A 17,580-nucleotide genomic window follows, 5' to 3' on the forward strand; every position below is an offset into this window, starting at 1 on the left:
GAATGGATGATCAATATAAGCCGGACCGCCGTTTGGCAGGCATCTACGACGCGGCCGAAGAGCACGCTGAAGATGTGCTGGAGATGGTCTGTCCTGAATTCGCCCATATGAATTCAGATGAGCCGCGGTATTGCGATGAAGAACTGTTGGGGCAGGGCGGTCTGAAGGAGGTATATCGGGCTTATGACCGTAAGCTGATGCGTTGGATTGCCCTTGCCCGATTGCGGGCGGACCGAGGACTTCAGTACTACGATTTATTTATTCAGGAAGCGCGGCTGGTTGGATCCTTAACCCATCCGAATATCATTAAGGTCTATGATATTGGGATGGATGAAGATGACCGTCCTTATTTTACCATGGCCCTGAAAGGGGATATGCATCTGGGAAATCTGATCCGCTCAGATCGGCCGCCGTCCCGATCTGTCCTGCTGGAGATTTACCTGAAAGTCTGTGATGCGATGGCCTATGCCCACTCTGAAGGTGTGGTGCATTTGGATCTGAAACCGGAAAATATTCAGTGCAACCGATTTGGTGAAGTTGTGATCTGCGATTGGGGGCTCGGCCGCAGAGGGGATCGTGTTGATGAAATTCCAGAAGAAGAGGCCTTTGCAGCAAATACATTGGAACTTGTTACGCAGATGGGATTGATTAAAGGAAGTCCCGGCTACATGGCTCCTGAACAGGCGGTGCCAGACCGGGAAACGGATGAACGTACGGATGTCTATGCACTGGGCTGCATACTTCATGCGATACTCTGCGGTGAACCGCCGTTCAGCGGTTCAAAAGAAAAGATATTAAAGCAGACGGTTCTTTCGAAGGTTCCTTCGATGCGAAAGCGGTATCCATTACGAAGAATACCCGCAAGCCTCGAGGCTGTAGTGTTGAAAGCCACGGAGAAAGATCCCGCTCAACGGTATTCTTCGGTGGTCGAGTTGAGCCGGGAAATACACAGTTATCTGAGTGGATTTTCAACACGGGCGGAACATCCGCCCATATTAAAAAAAATAGCATTATATATCGGTCGTAACCGCATTCCGGTTGCGATCGCGACGACGGCACTGTTTATTCTGACAATACTTTCCGGTTCGTACATTCATCGCTTAAACCGACTGCAGCAAGCGACCGATGAGCAGCGCGAACGTGCGCATGATCTGCTGTCCGAAGTCGCTGCATTGTCGAGCCATTACGATGACATGATTAAAGTCACTCAACAGTCGAAAGAGGTACTGGCCGAGCAGTTAGTGGAGGCGGCCGTTCGGGTAAAGAGAAGCGGGATCGATAAAAGAACGGTGGTAACGGTCGCGCAGATGGAAAAATTGATTGATATGGCCTTGGAGCTGGATCCTGACTCTATTGCTGCGCATCGAGAGCGATTTCAAAATAACCTGAGAAAAATGGACTACAAAGCCGCTTTGCGGGACGAGCAATATCAAACAAGAAGTGATTTTCTCGCACTCGCAAGAGCATTTCCTGACTATAACTTTGGTGAGGAAAATCGACCTACACCCGAACAGCTCATTGCGATGCTGGTTAAAGCAGAAACGATTGGGAGTAAGCTGGGTAAACTGATTCATACTTCGTTCACCTACAATGCGACTATTGTGAAAAATCATTCTGAATTGTATCGGGAAGTGGAAGCGTTGGTTGCGTTTTACAACGGGGGTTTAAAGCACTTTTCCTTTGAATATGAGGGAGCAACTGACTCGATGGAGATTCACTCCGATCGAGGACAACTTAGCTTTTGTTATAAAGATTGGCGCCACGGCCCCTGCCTGCTTCGATACATTCCAATTCGGCACTTAACAATTGCTGCAAATTGTGATGTTAAACTTTATGAGTTGTCGGGCCTTTCGATTGAAACGCTTGATGTAAGGGCGTGCCGTAATCTGATCATGGAGTATAAAGCAGAACTCCCTTATCTTCAGACACTTTACATTTCGCGAGGCCTGGTTGATCTGGAAAAATTACGGAAAAACATCAAGGCGGCAGCGGGGTTTGAAATCATCGAGATCGATCCCTGATGGATTGCCTTACGTTTTACAGCAATCGGTTGTCCCGGTTTTCTTCTCAGCTTCTAAGTATAGTAAAAGGGTGGGGCTTAATCAGCTCTGGAAGGATCTGTGGAATGTTCGTTTTACTGAACAAAGAATGAACATTTTTGAGCAATTAGAACCCCATGCTAAGCACATCCAAAATGAGAAATGCGTTTAAAAATAAAGAATGGGCAGGGTTATTGGTCCGCCGTTTTTTTAGGTCGGTCGTTTCCTTTAATCGTGCGCCGCATTTCGATATTGAAACCCGCATCATCTGTGGCGGAGTTGAGCGGATGGACCGCCGGGACGAATCGTAGAAAAGGAGCCTCGGTGGTTGGTGCGGCCGGATTGCGAAGGGGGTTAAGCAGGATCAGCTGCTGACCGTTTTATGAATAATTCTGAACCTGGATTCACTGCGAGACTACATGAATTTTAAATAGAGATTGGAGAGTACCATGAAAAACACACGACGTTCATTTGTTAAAACCAGTGCGGCGGCTTCGGCGGCAATACCGCTGTTTTCCATTGGCAAGCCGGGGCCTTCGGCCAACAGCAAGGTGAATGTGGCTATGGTCGGAGCCGGGGGAATTGCCCGGGTGGCCTATAGCGGGTGCCAGGATGAAAATATTGTGGCCCTTTGTGATATCGATAGCCGACAGTTTCCTAAAGAGTATGCTGGAACGCCGACCTTTTCAGATTTCCGGGTTATGTACGATAAGATGGGCAAGGAGATTGATGCGGTCTGTATCAATACGCCCGACCATACCCATTTCGTGGCTACGATCGATGCTATGCAGCGCGGTATGCATGTCTGCACCCAGAAGCCGCTGACGCACAATATCTGGCAGGCGCGGACGCTGAAGAAAGCCAAAAACAAGTATGGTGTTCTGACCAATATGGGCAATCAGGGTCACACCAGCAGTGGTATTCGACAGATGCGGGAATGGTACGAAGCCGATGTGTTTGGCCAGATACGTGAAATTCATCTGGGGCACCGTGGTCCGGACTGGAAGAGCCGTTTTTTTGCACAACCCACCTCTTTTCCGGTGCCCGGACAGCCGGTTCCTGCTGGTGTGAATTGGGAAAGCTGGATCGGTCCGGCAAAGTACACCGATTACAACCGCGTTTTTCATCCGGCGACCTGGCGCGGATTCTTCGATTATGGAACCGGGCAATTCGGCGACTTTTTCTGCCACACCGGTGATGGCCCGGTTTGGACGCTCGATCTTTATGCTCCGACTGTTGTTGAATGCGTAGAGCGTGGTCCGGCCTTGGAAGGCATGATTCCTGATTACTCCATCATTCGTTTTTATTTTCCGGCGCGTGGAAATAAAGCACCTTGTTCCATGTATTGGTATGACGGGCTGCTGAATGGAGGGACCCCCATCAAACGTCCGGATGATTGGGATATGGGTGAATTTGATGGCGGCTGCTATTGGTTTGGAGACAAACAATGTGCTTATACTGATATTCGTTCCAATGGTCCGCGGTTGGCTTCGCGAGAGGCTTTTGTTGAATTTAAGAAGAATGTGAAAATCGAAGAAAAATATCCGCGGGTCAAGGGTGGTCCGCATGCGGAATTGATGCGTGCCATCAAAGGTGACGGTCCGGAGCCGGGATCGAACTTTGACTATGCGGGACCGCTGACGGAAGTTGCGCTGATCGGTGTGTTGGCTCAACGTTTTGGCGGGCGGATTGAATGGGACTCAGAAACTATGCGGGTGACGAATCGGCCGGAATTAAATGCGTACGTGAAAGAGCCGGTTCGCAAGGGGTGGGAATACGGTTCCGACCTGTGGAAACGTTAAAGGAAAATGATTTGATGATGAGTAAAATATCGTTAGGCATTGTTGTGGCTTCAGTCTGTATTTCAACGTCGGCGACGAACGGATATGCGGATGAGCTGTTCGTTCGTGGAGGACAATTCAAGGACTTGATTCTTCCGGCTCCGATTATCGATGGTTTGGAATCGGAGGGACTTTGGGGATGCGATAACGTTTTGCCTCGGGACAAGGACAACGGGATTGAAGATAATCAGTGGTGCTATTGGGGAGGGAATCCTATCAAAGGCAATGATGGGAAATACCATCTTGCCGTCTGCCGCTGGCTGGAGAGTGCCGGGCATTGGGGGTGGCCGAAGTCGGAGGTCGCTCATTGCGTTTCCGATAACCCGATCGGGCCTTATGTGGTCACGAAAACCATCATCAAGAAAGCACATAATCCGGAAGTGATGAGAATGCCGGACGGCTCTTTTGCACTGCATACTGCGTCAGCCGAGGTCTATACTTCGGATCGGATGCCCGGACCATGGACGCGGATTGGAAAGATAAAGATCAATGGACGGGGGTTTCGGCCCAAGATGTATAAAGGTTCGAATCTGACCACCGAATTCCGGCCGGACGGCAGCATTCTCCTGATGAGAAAGCGGGGCGATATCGCCATCAGTAACAATGGAATTCTCGGACCGTACAATATGGTTTCGACGGATAACTATCACCGTCTCAGCGGCTATGGAGAAGATCCGGTAGTCTGGCGAAGCCGGCATCAGTATCACTGCATCTACAATTGTGCGATGGATCGCCAGAGCGGGTATATGCGTTCTCTGGACGGAATCCACTGGAAAAATGAAGAAGGCCTGCCCTACGACACCTCTTCCACGTACTACACCGATGGTACAAAAAACGAGTGGCACAAGTTTGAACGGGCCAAGGTGATTCAGGATGCTTTGGGTCGGGCCACCCATCTTTCGCTGGCATTGATTGATATTGATAAGTTTGAGGACGTGGGCGGAGATATCCACAGTTCCAAGAATATGATTCAGCCGCTTGTGGTGGAGAAGCTGATCTCCATTGTGGGCGAAGCTCCGATTACGGAAGATGCAGAAAGAATTGCGGTGAAAATCGAAGCGGAAGAGGGATTTGATCCTCAACAGGATCTGGAATTGGCATCGCTGCGTTTCGGGTCAGACTCGCTGGTCAATTATGGCGGGGGCTGCAAAGCGGTCGGTTCTAAACCCGCAGGGAAGGATCTGGTTGTTTATTTTGAGGGAACGCACGGGCTTAATCGTTTCGACTTTGATTTTAAACTGCTGGGGCAGACAAAAGGCGGCGATCTGGTCATTGGTTATGCATTGCTGCCGGAAAAATCTCCGATGGCCGCATCATTGGTTGCTCTGCCGGTAAAGGTAAATGCGGAATTCCAATCCCTGGAAGGTCAGATTGAAAACAGCGGACTGTCCGACTCTGCGCCGGCACAGGCGATACTGATGGAGCACAGCGAAGCGGGCTGGAAAGAGCTTAAGCGATTTGAGGTTCCTGCTCTGAAACCCTACGAAAATTATCGACTGTCTATGGATATTGATCATCCGAATGCGAACAACTGCGAATATTCCATAAAGATTGTTGGGCAGAAAACCTGTGAAGGATTCTGGCGGATGGTGGACGATACCGACAGTTCGGTTGAATTTTCCGGAAACTGGTCTGTATCCAAACCGAATTCGAGATATTACATGAACCATGAACGTACGAGCTCCCATACCGGAGACTCGGTCAAATTCACATTCACCGGTTCCAAGGCGCGGGCGTACGGAACACTGGACAGTGGAAAAGGGGGCACATTTGATGTGTATCTCGACGGCCGGTTTATTGAAACCATCATTTTAAGATGGGGCGGTCCGATGAGTAAGTTGTATCAGACCAGATTATTGCCCGAAGGGACACATACGCTCGAATTCAAAGTCGGCAAAAAGTTCCGGGGGAAAACAAACGCCTATATTGACGCTTTTTCATTTGAGTCGCCGGATAATATGCTGACGAATGTCCGCGATGTAACGCGAAATGAGCGGTAGAAAAATGCAGGGGATCCAATGAAGCAGAACCGAATAATGGTGCTGATGGCCGTTCTTTGTTTTCCAATGTTTGGAGGGGCCGTTCCGTTAAAGGCGCTGATCATCGATGGTCAGAATAATCACAAGGTCTGGCCGAAATCGACCATCATGATGAGGCAGTATTTGGAAGAAACCGGCCTGTTTGAGGTGGACATTGCCCGCACAAAATTTCTGCTGAACAGTACGGTGGAAGCCGAATGGCTACCGCTGGCTGGGGTTGCAGAAGGCGCGGAAACCAAAGGCGCTAAAACCGATCCGGATTTTAAGCCTGATTTTAAAAAATATGATGTGGTGATTTCCAACTTCGGGTATCGGGCGGCTCCGTGGCCGAAGGAGACGCAGACCGCCTTTGAAGCCTATATGCGTGAAGGAGGGGGCTTCGTTTCGGTGCATGCTGCAGATAACTGTTTTCCGGAGTGGAAGGCCTATAACCAAATGATCGGTGTTGGCGGATGGGCCGGGCGCGATGAAACTGCTGGGCCGTATATTTATGTGAATAAATTAGGTGAAGTGGTACGCGATCATTCACCGGGCATTTGCGGTAAACACGGGAAGCGTTCCGATTTTATCGTGAACACCTACAATCAAGAGCATCCCATTACTAAAGGCCTTCCTGAAAAATGGATGCATGCCTATGACGAATGCTATGCCTATATGCGGGGTCCCGCTGAAAATCTGACGATTTTAGGAACTGCCGAAAGTACCTTGACCCACCGTGAGGAACCGATGTTGATGGTGATTGAATATCACGAAGGCCGGATTTTTCATACCACGCTGGGTCACGACACCAAAGGGTTTGAATGCGTCGGCTTCATTACCACCTTCAAACGGGGGGTGGAATGGGCGGCGACCGGGACTGTGACTCAAACAGAAATTCCTCCAGATTTTCCAGGGATTGGAAAAATCTCCCAGCGTGCATTTAAACTGACGACGGATTAGTCCAATCGGCTATTTCAGAGTTGCATTCAGACTTCAGCTTTTTCATTGCCGAACGTGAGTTTGCTGAGTATGCGCGGGCGGGAATCCCGTGTGTGCCGAACAGACTTTGCTTAAATTTCTGAGTTTGTGTCATATTTTTTTTCTGAAAAAGGTTTCCGCTGATGACCATGGGTTGTTCGGAAACCCGCCGGAAGTATCAATATTTCACTTCTTTATTTTTCGTTCAGTGCTGTCCCAAATTTTGATTCGGCTGGGAATCTGTATATGTCGGCTTTGAATTCGCGGTAAGGATCGCGACGGGGATAAGCTGCATAACGAATGAGGATATGGAATATGTACGGAAGGGGAAAAATTATACCTGTTTGGGTAGCCATGGGACATGGTTGCGGTTGCAGGAGTACAAACCACAAACATGAATACGAGTTTCGCCGGTACCGGTGACCTTGCCTCCGATGAACTGGAGTGGAACCGTCGCTAATGTAAACTATGGAACTGGTCGTGACAGTGCCGCGGACCGGATGGGCTGAATATATGGACAGTAAAGGCCTTCGCGGAATTGAAACCACTGATTTCGATGGAGACGGTCAGTCTGATCTGTATGAATATGCTTTATTCGGGGATGCAGCAAATTCACAAATCCTGGCGGAAAACCCAAAATTAAGATTTGGAACAGACGGGGTGGTGCACTTCGCCCACAGGAAACTGACGCATACCAACTCAGGGATTCTCTATACTGCTGAGTGGACAGATAATCTTGTGACCGGTACATGGATCCGCTCGTGGTCCGGCATGACGAATCTTCCGTCCGGAGACCCCGCTTTCGAATACATTGAATATCAATTGCAGAATTTAGAGGAAGAGGAGTTGTTCTTTAAGTTCTATGTCACGACACCCTGACCGTTAAGAATAGGTTCACTCATGTATAAATTTTTTATGAGGTCATATTTGGGATTACTTGCCGTTGGAATGTGTATGGGAACTCAGGCAACCGAGTGGCCGAAACAACCGAACGTGCTCTTAATTCTTTCTGACGATTTGAATACCGCATTGAGCGGATTCGGGCATCCGGATTGTAAAACACCGAATCTGGATCGACTGGCTGAACGCGGGGTTCGATTCGGGCAGATGCACTGTCAATTTCCATTTTGCGGTCCTTCTCGTGCATCGTTCATGACTGGCTTATATCCGGTAAAATCGATGGTGATGGATAACAAAGTGAATTTACGGAAAGCGAATCCCGATGTTTTGACTATGCCGCAACTGTTTATGCAACAGGGCTATCATGCGGTTCGGGTCAGCAAGGTTTATCATATGGAAATTCCGAAAGAAATCATGAGCGGAAAAACGCGGCATGACGACCCGGCCTCCTGGAACCAAGCGTTCGATATCAAATCGCTGGAACTGGGTTCGCCGGGAAAAAATACGAACTTTTCGCCGAAGAAAAAAGGCAGCCAGCAATTACGCGCCATTGAGGCGGAGGGCTCGGACCTTTCGCAGGTTGATGGCATGGCGGCCGAAAAAGCAATTGAAGTGATGAGAGCGCGCAAAGATGAGCCCTTCTTTCTGGCGGTCGGCATGGTTCGTCCGCACGTACCGTTTGTTGCTCCGAAAAAATATTTTGATCTCTACGATCCCGACGCGATGCATCTGCCGGAGGTTCCCGCGGATGATCTCGACGATCTGCCCATGAAGATCCGCAGAAATGACAGCACCGCAGTTTATGGCGTTACCACGGAAGGCCATAAAGAGATTCTGCGCGCCTATTATGCCGCCGTCTCTTATATGGATGCTCAGGTCGGACGCCTCATGGATGAGTTGGATGCCCTGAATCTGACGGATAACACGATTGTTGTCTTTACCAGCGATCACGGGTTCCATTTAGGCGAGCATCATAAGTGGCAGAAAAAACATTTGTTCGAGGAAACCACGCGTGTTCCTTCCATCATCAGTGTGCCGTGGCTTCGCGATGCACACGGAGCCCAGACGGAACAGTTTACCGAATTGGTCGATCTCTACCCGACCTTGGCTGAACTTGCCGGGTTCGACATTCCCTCGGTTCTGCAGGGAACCAGTCTGGTTCCGCTGTTGATGAACCCGGATGATCCGCAATGGGCTAAAGATGCGGTGCTGACTTTTTCGGTCTATGACGGCGCATCGCTGCGAACAAAAGACTGGCGCTTCACGCAATGGGGGGAAGGCGCTGAAAACATGGAACTGTATGATCTGAATAAAGATCCGGGCGAGTTCTCCAATCAGGCCATGAATCCTGAATACAAAACAACGGTTGAAAAAATGAAGAAGCGGATCGCAGATCGAATTCAGGAGGTCAGATAAGATGATCCCCAACGAACTTTCGAGGGAATTTTGATCCGGAAAAGGACGAAATATAAAAAATGAATCGATGGATAAAGAGTATAACGGGCGGGCTGCTGATGGCTAACATCGTAATTGCAGCACCGGATGGCGGTAGCGCTTGGATTTCACAACTGTCAGAAAAGCAACTGACGGCTGAAGGATTGAATGTGAAAATGCTGCCGGGAAAAGGAGCATTGTTGCATCTTGAAATGGAGCAGAAAAAGAATTTATTTCCCACCGTCATGATTCATGCACCGGAGGGGAGCTGGGATTTGTCAAACTTTGATCAGGTTAGTGCTTCCTTCAAAAATACCGGAGAAGCCGCGTTCGAGGTAGAGTTCTGGGCCGTCGGAGCAGTTGGATGGGACGCACCGGTTTCCTCTCTGTTTCTTGAGCCGGGCGAACAGGGCGAGTGCGTTATCAACCTTCAGCAACGCTGGAAAGGCGGACTGGTGAACAAGGTGGATACCCGCTCCATCGAATATCTCCGGGTATCGCTGAAAAAGCCCCCGAAAGGCTGCCGTTTGGAAATGGGGCCTGTTTTTCGTCGGGAAGGGGATTCAACACTCAAAAAGCCGGTGGGATATCATCGTCTCCAGCTTCCCGCTATGGTGGATGGTGTGCCGGCGGCAGGCCTCCGGGTAAAGGACCAGCTTCCTCAGTACAAAGGGACCGCGCTTTACCACACCCTCTATCTGCCAACGGACTGGGAGCCGGGTAAACGCTACCCGATTATTATCGAATATTCGGGCAATCGCTGGTTGTCCGGTCCGTGCCATTCAACCGGACGTCCGGAAGGATCGCGAATGGGGTTCGGCATGTCGGAAGGTAAAGGATATATCTGGGTGAATGCTCCGTTTGTTAATCCGAAGAATAATACGCTGGCGCTTAATGGTTGGGGCAATGTGGATGCGACCATTGAGTATGCGATTGAGCTGGTCAACCATCTCTGTGAAAACTATGGCGGCGATCATTCGGCTGTAATTTTGACCGGGTTTTCGCGCGGCGCGGTGGCGGTTGGATTTATTGGAAGAAACCACGATCGCATTGCCGATGTATGGCTGGCATTTCATCCCTGCCAACACTATGACGGCGATGGGTATGGCGGTGCCGCATACGAAAGCGCTTTGAACGAGCGCGGACCGCGCATTAAAGGGCGAGCCACATTTCATACCGATAATGGGCATCATGAAAAATTGCGCGCTATGTTCAAACAACTCGATGTTCCGGTTATTTTTGGTGAATCGGGTATCGGTGCGCACACCGACACCATGTTTCTGGAAAACCGTCCTTCTGTATTGCGGTTGCGCAAATGGCTGGCCGAAGTTGTTTCCGGAAAGCCCGGCACCTTTTCTGTTTCCGGGCGCGTAACGGATGCGAACGGGAGTGGTCTTTCCAATGTTCGGATCCAGAGCGGGGAAACGCATTTTACATACACCGATGCTGATGGTCATTACCGGTTATCGGGGCTGATTCCCGGTTGCCGTTCAGTCTATGCCGCAAAGGACGGGATATCTGAAACCCGAAAACTGGACCTTAAAAAAAAGAACATCAGTCAGTTGAACTTTGTTCTCAATAACCAATGAATCATGAGACGGAAGAATAACTCAGCTGCATGCTGAAAAAAAAGGATATCAATTTATGAATAAACGAATTTCCCAGGCAGCCCTGATCGGTTTGATTGCCTGCATTTCTCAGGAAGGTTGGGCGGCAAAGAAAATAAAAGGTCAGGCTGTGGAACGGGAGCGTCCTGCAGAATGGAAAAACCTGGTGTATGGCGGTCGCTTTATGGATCGGTTTGAGCCGATGCCGGATTTGGGCGGCATGACTTCGGATACCTGGGGGGAGGTGGTCCCGCGTGATATAAACAATGGACTTGAACATGCGGACTGGTCCTATTGGGGTGGAAATACGTTGAAGCGTGGTGGGCAGTATCAGCTGATGGTCTGCCGCTGGCCGGAGAATGATCCGAAAGGGCATTTTGCCTATCACGAGTCCATCATCGTTCGCGCCGTTTCCGACTCTCCGTTCGGACCGTTTACGGCGCAGGAGGAAATCGGTCCGGGTCATAATCCGACCTGGTATCAGACCCGCTCCGGAAAATATGTGCTTTATCATACCGAAGGAGCCTACTTTGCAGACCAACCGGAAGGACCATGGGTCTCATCGGAACTGACATATGACACGCGCGGTCGCCTTAAAAAAATAAGTCCGAATTTCCTGCATAACAATACCTTTGCTCAGCGTGAAGATGGAAGTTTTGCGATGGTGAATCGTCACGGCTATGTCTGGTTCAGTCAGGATGGAATTTCTCCCTATTCTCTCGTTACGCCGGCACCGGTATATCCTCCTGTGGAGGGACGTTATGAGGATCCGGTCATATGGAAAACCGATGTGCAGTATCACCTGATTGTAAACGACTGGTACGGCCGCATTGCCTGGTATTTGCGTTCGCCGGACGGCATACGCTGGAAGGTGGAGCCCGGCGAAGCATATCAGCCGGGGGTTGCCGTCCACGAAACGGGGGGAAAGGAAGAGTGGTTTAAATACGAACGCATTCGCGTGGTGCAGGATGAATACGGTCGGGCCCATGCTGCAAATTTTGCGGTGATTGACTACGATAAGCATGGAGATATGGGGAACGATAATCACAGTTCAAAACTGATCGTGATTCCGCTCACCCGCGGTCGGCGGATTGAAGTGCTTAATGCAGAAAAAATTTCGGCTTCAACCCCAATCATCCGTCTTAAAATAAAAGCGGAAGACGGCTTCAACCCGCACAACGATATGGATATGGAATCCCTTCGCTTCGGCGCTTCGGATGAGGTCAACTTCGGGCGCGGCAGCAAGCTGATTAAAACGGAGAAAGACGGCGAGGATCTGATTTTGGTTTTTGAAGGGAGGGGCAACGGATTTACCGATGAAAATTTCGCGGGGAAACTGCTGGGCAAAACCAAAGAGGGCAAACTGTTGTTCGGCTGGAGCCGCTTGCCGGGTATTGCATACATCCAGCCGATTCTCTCCGCCCGGATGCCGGAATTTACCAAGACGCAGGAAGGGTATAACCTCTCCGTCGAAGTTCAGAACTTCGGGCAGGTGGTCTCCGAGAATGGACGGGTGGAAATTCTGGTGGAAGGCGTGAGGGTAGGGGCCGCCGTCGTGCCGCCGTTGAAACCGTTTGAAAAAACGATCGTCCGCATGAACACGGGGGCCACTCAAATTCAGCGGGGACAACAGGAAGTAATGGTCCGCACGGATAGTGGAAACCAGCAGATCGAAACTCTGAAGCGAACAATTTCAATCCCATCACAGGCCGTCAGCAAGAAGGAGAGGAAATAGGTGATCAGGAAAATAGTCGTATCAATTCTGTGCATTGTACTGTGTGCCGCATCGGCATGTTTGGCGGATACAAAACCCAATATACTGTTTGTCATGTCCGACGACCATACGTCGCAGGCAATTGGGGCCTATGGCGGTCGGCTGGCCGCGCTCAACCCGACGCCGACGATTGATTCGATCGCCGCAGAAGGCATGGTCATGGAAAATGCGTTCTGCCAGAATGCAATCTGCACGCCGAGCCGGGCCTGCATTATGACCGGTCAGAGTTCCGCGGTGAACGGTTGCCCGACGCTGCAGGACGAGCTTCCGGCAGACCGTCAGTATCTCGCGCTTGAACTGAAAAAAGCGGGTTATCAGACCGCGGTGATCGGTAAATGGCATCTGCATGCCAAACCGGCGGCGTTTGATTACTACAAGGTGTTGCCGGGGCAGGGGCGTTATTTTGATCCGATCTTTTATGAGACCGGCGCGACCGGCGTGAATAAGTATCGGAAAAAGGTCTATGAAGATTCGGTCATGATGACGGGGCATTCGTCGGATTGTATTGCGGACTCGGCGCTGGACTGGTTCAAAGAAAAGCGAGATCCGAAGAAACCCTTTTATCTCAGCCTGCATTTCAAGGCGCCGCACGACTATTTCGAGTACGCACCTCGGTATGAAAAATATCTGGCAGACGTTACCATTCCGGAGCCGGAAAATATGCGTGACCGCAAAAATAACGGCTCCATTGCAACCCGCGGTTACAAGGACGAGTTGGTATCGTATATCGGCACCTCGGTCGGTCGCCGCAATACGAGGAGGAATTATTCTCAGGCCGAGGGGCACGGGGCATGGGCCAAAACATTGGATCAGTCCCGCAGCGACGAGCAAATCATGGGCGACACGTATCAGATCTATCTGAAGGCCTATCTGCGTTGTGTTAAAGGCGTGGATGATAACCTTAAACGGGTTATTGATTATCTCAAAGCCGAAGGCCTCTACGACAATACCATCATCATCTATACCGGCGATCAGGGGTTCTACCTGGGCGAACATGACTATATTGATAAGCGTTGGGCCTATGAAGAATCGATGCGCATGCCGTTCATTGTGCGCTACCCGAAAAGCGTGAAGGTCGGCCGCTCGGATGCGATGGTTGAAAACATCGACTACGCCCCCACACTGCTTGATTTCGCCGGAGTCAATACGCCGGACTACATGCAGGGCCGGAGCTTTAAGGGAGTTCTCGAAACCGGTAAGGAATCGGCAGATTCTAAACAGTCGGCCTATTATCATTACTGGATGCATATGGCCTCGCACGATAATCCGGGCCACATTGCCATCCGCACCAAACGGTATAAATTGATTCTGTTTTACGGAGCGCCCATGGATGCCGATCAGCCGCAGACCCCGCCGGGCTGGGAGCTGTACGATCTGAAAAGTGATCCGACCGAAGACAACAATGTCTACGACAATCCGGAATACGCCGGCGTCATTGAAACGTTGAAAGAACAGCTCCGGACACGCCGGGCTGAACTGGGTGAGGATGATCCGAAATTTCCCTTTAACAAAGTGATCAATGACTTCTGGGACTACGGGTCTGAGGAACGCGCCCGTGCCATTGAAATCTCTCATCGTTACCGAAAGGAGCGGGAGTAATGCGGAACCGTTTATTTCATAGCATTGTTTTGTTGGCTCTGGCCGTTGGAATTCATGATGCATCGGCAACGGATCAACCAAACGTTCTCTTTTTTCTGGTCGATGACCTCGGCTATTCAGATATCGGTTGTTATGGAAACACGCTGCACGAAACGCCGAACGTCGACCGGTTGGCCCGTGAAGGTATCCGTTTTACGGATGCCTATGCCGCGTGTGCAGTCTGTTCGCCAACACGGGCAAGTATTCAGACCGGACAGTATCCCGTTCGGTTCGGGATTACCGACTGGATTCCCGGGGCGCGTATGCCGAATACGCCGGTTAAAGAAGTATTCACTGAACGGATGCTGCCGGTTGAGGCGGTAACCGTTGCGGATGCTTTCAAAGGTCATGGTTACCGAACGGCCTTTGTGGGCAAGTGGCACTTGAATGACAAGGGACAAAAAACCGGCTTCCCGGAAGAGCAGGGATATGAGGTAAACATCGGCGGTTATCACAAAGGGTCTCCGCCGGGCGGATATTTTGCGCCGTTCAAAAATCCGAAAATAAGTGCCAAACCGAATGACCATTATTTGACGGATCGTTTGGGCGATGAGTGCATCGAACTGCTTGGGCAGTATTCCAAAGATCGGAACATTCCGTTCTTCCTGATGCTTTCGTTCTACACGGTACATACGCCGATTCAGCCGAAGAAGGAGCTGGTAAGGTATTATGAAAAGAAACTGGCGAAGCATCCTTCCGATCCTTGGAAAAATCCAAAATATGCGGCGATGGTTCACAGTATGGATGAAAATGTCGGCCGAGTGCTGGAGGCGCTGAAATCACTGGGATTGGACGAGGACACGATCGTTGTCTTCTTTTCCGACAACGGAGGCGTCGAAGAGCTGACGTCATGTTACCCGCTGAGCGGGGGTAAAGGTTTATACCACGAGGGTGGTATTCGTGTGCCGCTCATCATTCGAAAACCGGGAATGGTCGAGGCCGGTGCAGAGTCGGCCGCCATTGTGAGTTCCAATGATCTGTTTCCAACGCTGCTGGATATGGCCGGACTTCCGCTGCAACCGGCCGCTCATAAAGACGGACGGTCGCTCAAACCGATTTTTGAAAATAAACCGTTTGAGGGGCACGCAGCGCTTTACTGGCACTTTCCGCACTACCACGGTTCTGGAGAAACCCCGTGCAGTGCCACGCGAGTCGGTGACTATAAATTCATCCGCCATTATGAGGATGGGAAGCGTGAACTTTATAATCTGAAAGACGACATCGGGGAAACGAACAACCTCGTAAACACCATGCCGGAAAAGGCCGCAGAATTGGAAGCTGTGCTGGAACAATGGCTGGTTGAAATGCATGCCGTCATTCCCGGCCCGGACCCGACCTACGATCCCTCTAAACCCTTCCGGAAAGTAAAAAGGAAATAAGATGTTTATGCGGCAACTCATAAAAAATATTCAGTATACTCTGCTCGGGGTGTTGATGCTTTGCACGGCAGCGCAGGCCGCCGAGACGAAATACCGGGTTCAATCGCCTGACGGTCGGATACAACTCTCGCTGACTGATCATGAATCGCAGCTTTCGTATTCCCTGTCCTGGAAAGGCCGAACCGTTCTCCGTGATTCAGAAATTTCTCTGTTTCCCGAATCCTCGTTGAGTATCGATGCTTCGGAAATCGAGGCGATGGACCAAATCTGGAAACCGATTTGGGGTCAGCACAGTTTGATGAAGGATCATTGCAGGCAGCTGCGCCTCAAAATGCACGCGGGAGATCTTCAGTATGAACTGCTTTGCCGCGCCTATAATGACGGGGTTGCCTTTCGTTTTGTGGTACCGGAACAGGCCGGAAAAAATGGTGCGGATATTGAATATATCACGGAATATAATCCGTTGCCGAAAGCGGAGTATTGGGCCCCAAGAACGGGCGCCCATGAAGCAGCCGGGCCCTTTATGCTGGATCAAGCCAAAGCCGGATCGCGGGCGGTTATGCCGACGGTCATTGAAACGGACGATGACCGGTTTATTGGAATCCTGGAATCAGACCTGTATAGCGCGGAACGTTTTGAGGCCAGCTCTCTTTTGGTGGATCCGTCCACCATGCGTGCCTCTTCAAGCGAGTTGTATACCGGCTCTAAAAAGATCGCCAAACATGAGATTAAGTATGCTGGAGAAGAAGTCATCACACCTTGGCGCGTTATTCTCGTGGGTGAGCAGGTTGGTGATCTGGTCGTTTCCCAAATGCCGCTCAATTTGGCCGCCCCATGCGAATTGGATGATACCTCGTGGATCAAGCCCGGTAAATGCCTCTGGGATTGGCGCGTTCTCGGTTATGAAGCTGATGGATTTACCTATGGGGTGAATACGGAAAGCTATAAACGCTTCATCGATTTTGCGGCGAAGTACGACATTGAATATTTTCTGGCCGACGCCAAATGGATTACCAAAGCAACGCCGGGAAAAATCATTCCGCCAGCCGATTTGGATATAGATGCCGTTATGGCTTATGCGGCCGAAAAAGGGGTCGATGTACAGCTTTACTATGATCGCCGAAAGGCAAAGATTCTGAATGATGATCGGGTGTTCCCTTATTACCGCGGCTTAGGAGCGACCGGAATAAAATACGGTTTCATGAAAAACAAAGCCTATTTCACGCGCGATGCCACCCGCCGTGCGGCGGCAAATCAGTTGCTGGTGAATTATCATGATGATCCCTGCGCGATGACCGGGATTGAACGCACGTTGCCCAATGCCATTACGCGAGAATATTGTCATGCCCAGCAGGATTGTAAACGTGCATTTTCTCCGAGCAGTTTTCTTAAAATGGCCTTCCTGAATGCGCTCTCCGGTCCGCTGGATCAGGCGAATGGTATTTTCGGTCTCAACGGCGTGAACCGAGGAAACCGGAAATACGCTCCCGAAGAATTAGAGAGTTTTAATTCAACGGTTGCTTCTGAAGCTGCGCGAGTTCTTGTGAGTTTCGGCGGTCTTACTTTTCTTCCGGATGCGCCGGAAGAGTATGAAAAGAAAGCCGACCTGTTTGAGTTTTTGCAGAAGATGCCGGCGACGTGGGATGATTCGCTCATTATTAACAGCAGTATGGCGGAATATATTACCACTGCCCGCCGTTCCGGCGATGAGTGGTTCGTCGGCAGTGTGATCGATGAAAATGGCGGCACGCTGGAAATTCCGTTGGACTTTCTGGAAAAGGAGGTCACCTACACGGTCACGTATTATGAAGATGCGCCGGATACTCATTTCGTTACCAACCGCGAAAGTTATCAGGTGCGTATGGGCGAAGTGACCCGTAGCGATACGGTTGCGGCCAAGATGGCACCAGGCGGTGGGCATTGCATGTGGATCCGCCCCGCGCCGGCTTGCAAACCAACAGGAGAGTAATCG

At 50.5% G+C, this 17,580-nt stretch carries 11 protein-coding genes; all 11 read left to right on the top strand.

What is annotated here, in order from left to right; genetic code table 11:
• Positions 1 to 2 precede the first annotated feature (2 nt).
• The 11 genes from P9H32_RS15390 to P9H32_RS15440 all read left to right on the top strand — a co-directional run bounded on the left by P9H32_RS15390 (position 3) and on the right by P9H32_RS15440 (position 17,577).
• Positions 3 to 2,021: a serine/threonine-protein kinase gene (locus P9H32_RS15390; RefSeq protein ID WP_322609804.1), complete on the top strand. Its 2,019-nt coding sequence runs from the start codon at positions 3 to 5 to the stop codon at positions 2,019 to 2,021.
• A gap of 467 nt (positions 2,022 to 2,488) precedes the next feature.
• Positions 2,489 to 3,841: a Gfo/Idh/MocA family oxidoreductase gene (locus tag P9H32_RS15395; RefSeq protein ID WP_322609805.1), complete on the top strand. Its 1,353-nt coding sequence runs from the start codon at positions 2,489 to 2,491 to the stop codon at positions 3,839 to 3,841.
• A 14-nt stretch (positions 3,842 to 3,855) separates the two neighbouring features.
• The gene (locus P9H32_RS15400) at positions 3,856 to 5,880 is read left to right on the top strand and encodes a hypothetical protein (protein ID WP_322609806.1); all 2,025 of its coding nucleotides are present in this window, start codon (positions 3,856 to 3,858) and stop codon (positions 5,878 to 5,880) included.
• Between the two features lie 18 nt (positions 5,881 to 5,898).
• Entirely contained in the window at positions 5,899 to 6,858 is a 960-nt protein-coding gene (locus P9H32_RS15405; protein ID WP_322609807.1) for a ThuA domain-containing protein, read from the top strand.
• A gap of 531 nt (positions 6,859 to 7,389) precedes the next feature.
• On the top strand, positions 7,390 to 7,755 hold the full coding sequence (locus P9H32_RS15410; RefSeq protein WP_322609808.1) for a hypothetical protein: 366 nt from the start codon (positions 7,390 to 7,392) through the stop codon (positions 7,753 to 7,755).
• A gap of 75 nt (positions 7,756 to 7,830) precedes the next feature.
• Complete coding sequence (locus P9H32_RS15415) at positions 7,831 to 9,192, top strand: sulfatase (RefSeq protein WP_322609809.1); 1,362 nt, start codon at positions 7,831 to 7,833, stop codon at positions 9,190 to 9,192.
• 59 nt (positions 9,193 to 9,251) lie between these two features.
• Positions 9,252 to 10,799 (top strand): carboxypeptidase-like regulatory domain-containing protein, encoded by a 1,548-nt coding sequence (locus tag P9H32_RS15420; RefSeq protein WP_322609810.1) that lies wholly within the window; start codon positions 9,252 to 9,254, stop codon positions 10,797 to 10,799.
• A gap of 55 nt (positions 10,800 to 10,854) precedes the next feature.
• On the top strand, positions 10,855 to 12,552 hold the full coding sequence (locus tag P9H32_RS15425; RefSeq protein WP_322609811.1) for a CARDB domain-containing protein: 1,698 nt from the start codon (positions 10,855 to 10,857) through the stop codon (positions 12,550 to 12,552).
• Positions 12,553 to 14,190 carry a sulfatase family protein gene (locus P9H32_RS15430; RefSeq protein ID WP_322609812.1) on the top strand — a complete coding sequence of 546 codons (1,638 nt, stop codon included), beginning with the start codon at positions 12,553 to 12,555 and terminating at the stop codon, positions 14,188 to 14,190. It abuts the gene before it with no gap.
• Positions 14,190 to 15,608: a sulfatase gene (locus P9H32_RS15435; RefSeq protein ID WP_322609813.1), complete on the top strand. Its 1,419-nt coding sequence runs from the start codon at positions 14,190 to 14,192 to the stop codon at positions 15,606 to 15,608. The genes P9H32_RS15430 and P9H32_RS15435 overlap by 1 nt, the downstream gene beginning before the upstream one ends.
• A 7-nt stretch (positions 15,609 to 15,615) precedes the next feature.
• On the top strand, positions 15,616 to 17,577 hold the full coding sequence (locus P9H32_RS15440) for a glycoside hydrolase family 97 protein (protein ID WP_322609814.1): 1,962 nt from the start codon (positions 15,616 to 15,618) through the stop codon (positions 17,575 to 17,577).
• The last annotated feature ends 3 nt before the right edge of the window (positions 17,578 to 17,580 follow it).

The sequence above is a fragment of the Pontiella agarivorans genome, assembly GCF_034531395.1.
In the GTDB taxonomy this organism is placed as follows: domain Bacteria; phylum Verrucomicrobiota; class Kiritimatiellia; order Kiritimatiellales; family Pontiellaceae; genus Pontiella; species Pontiella agarivorans.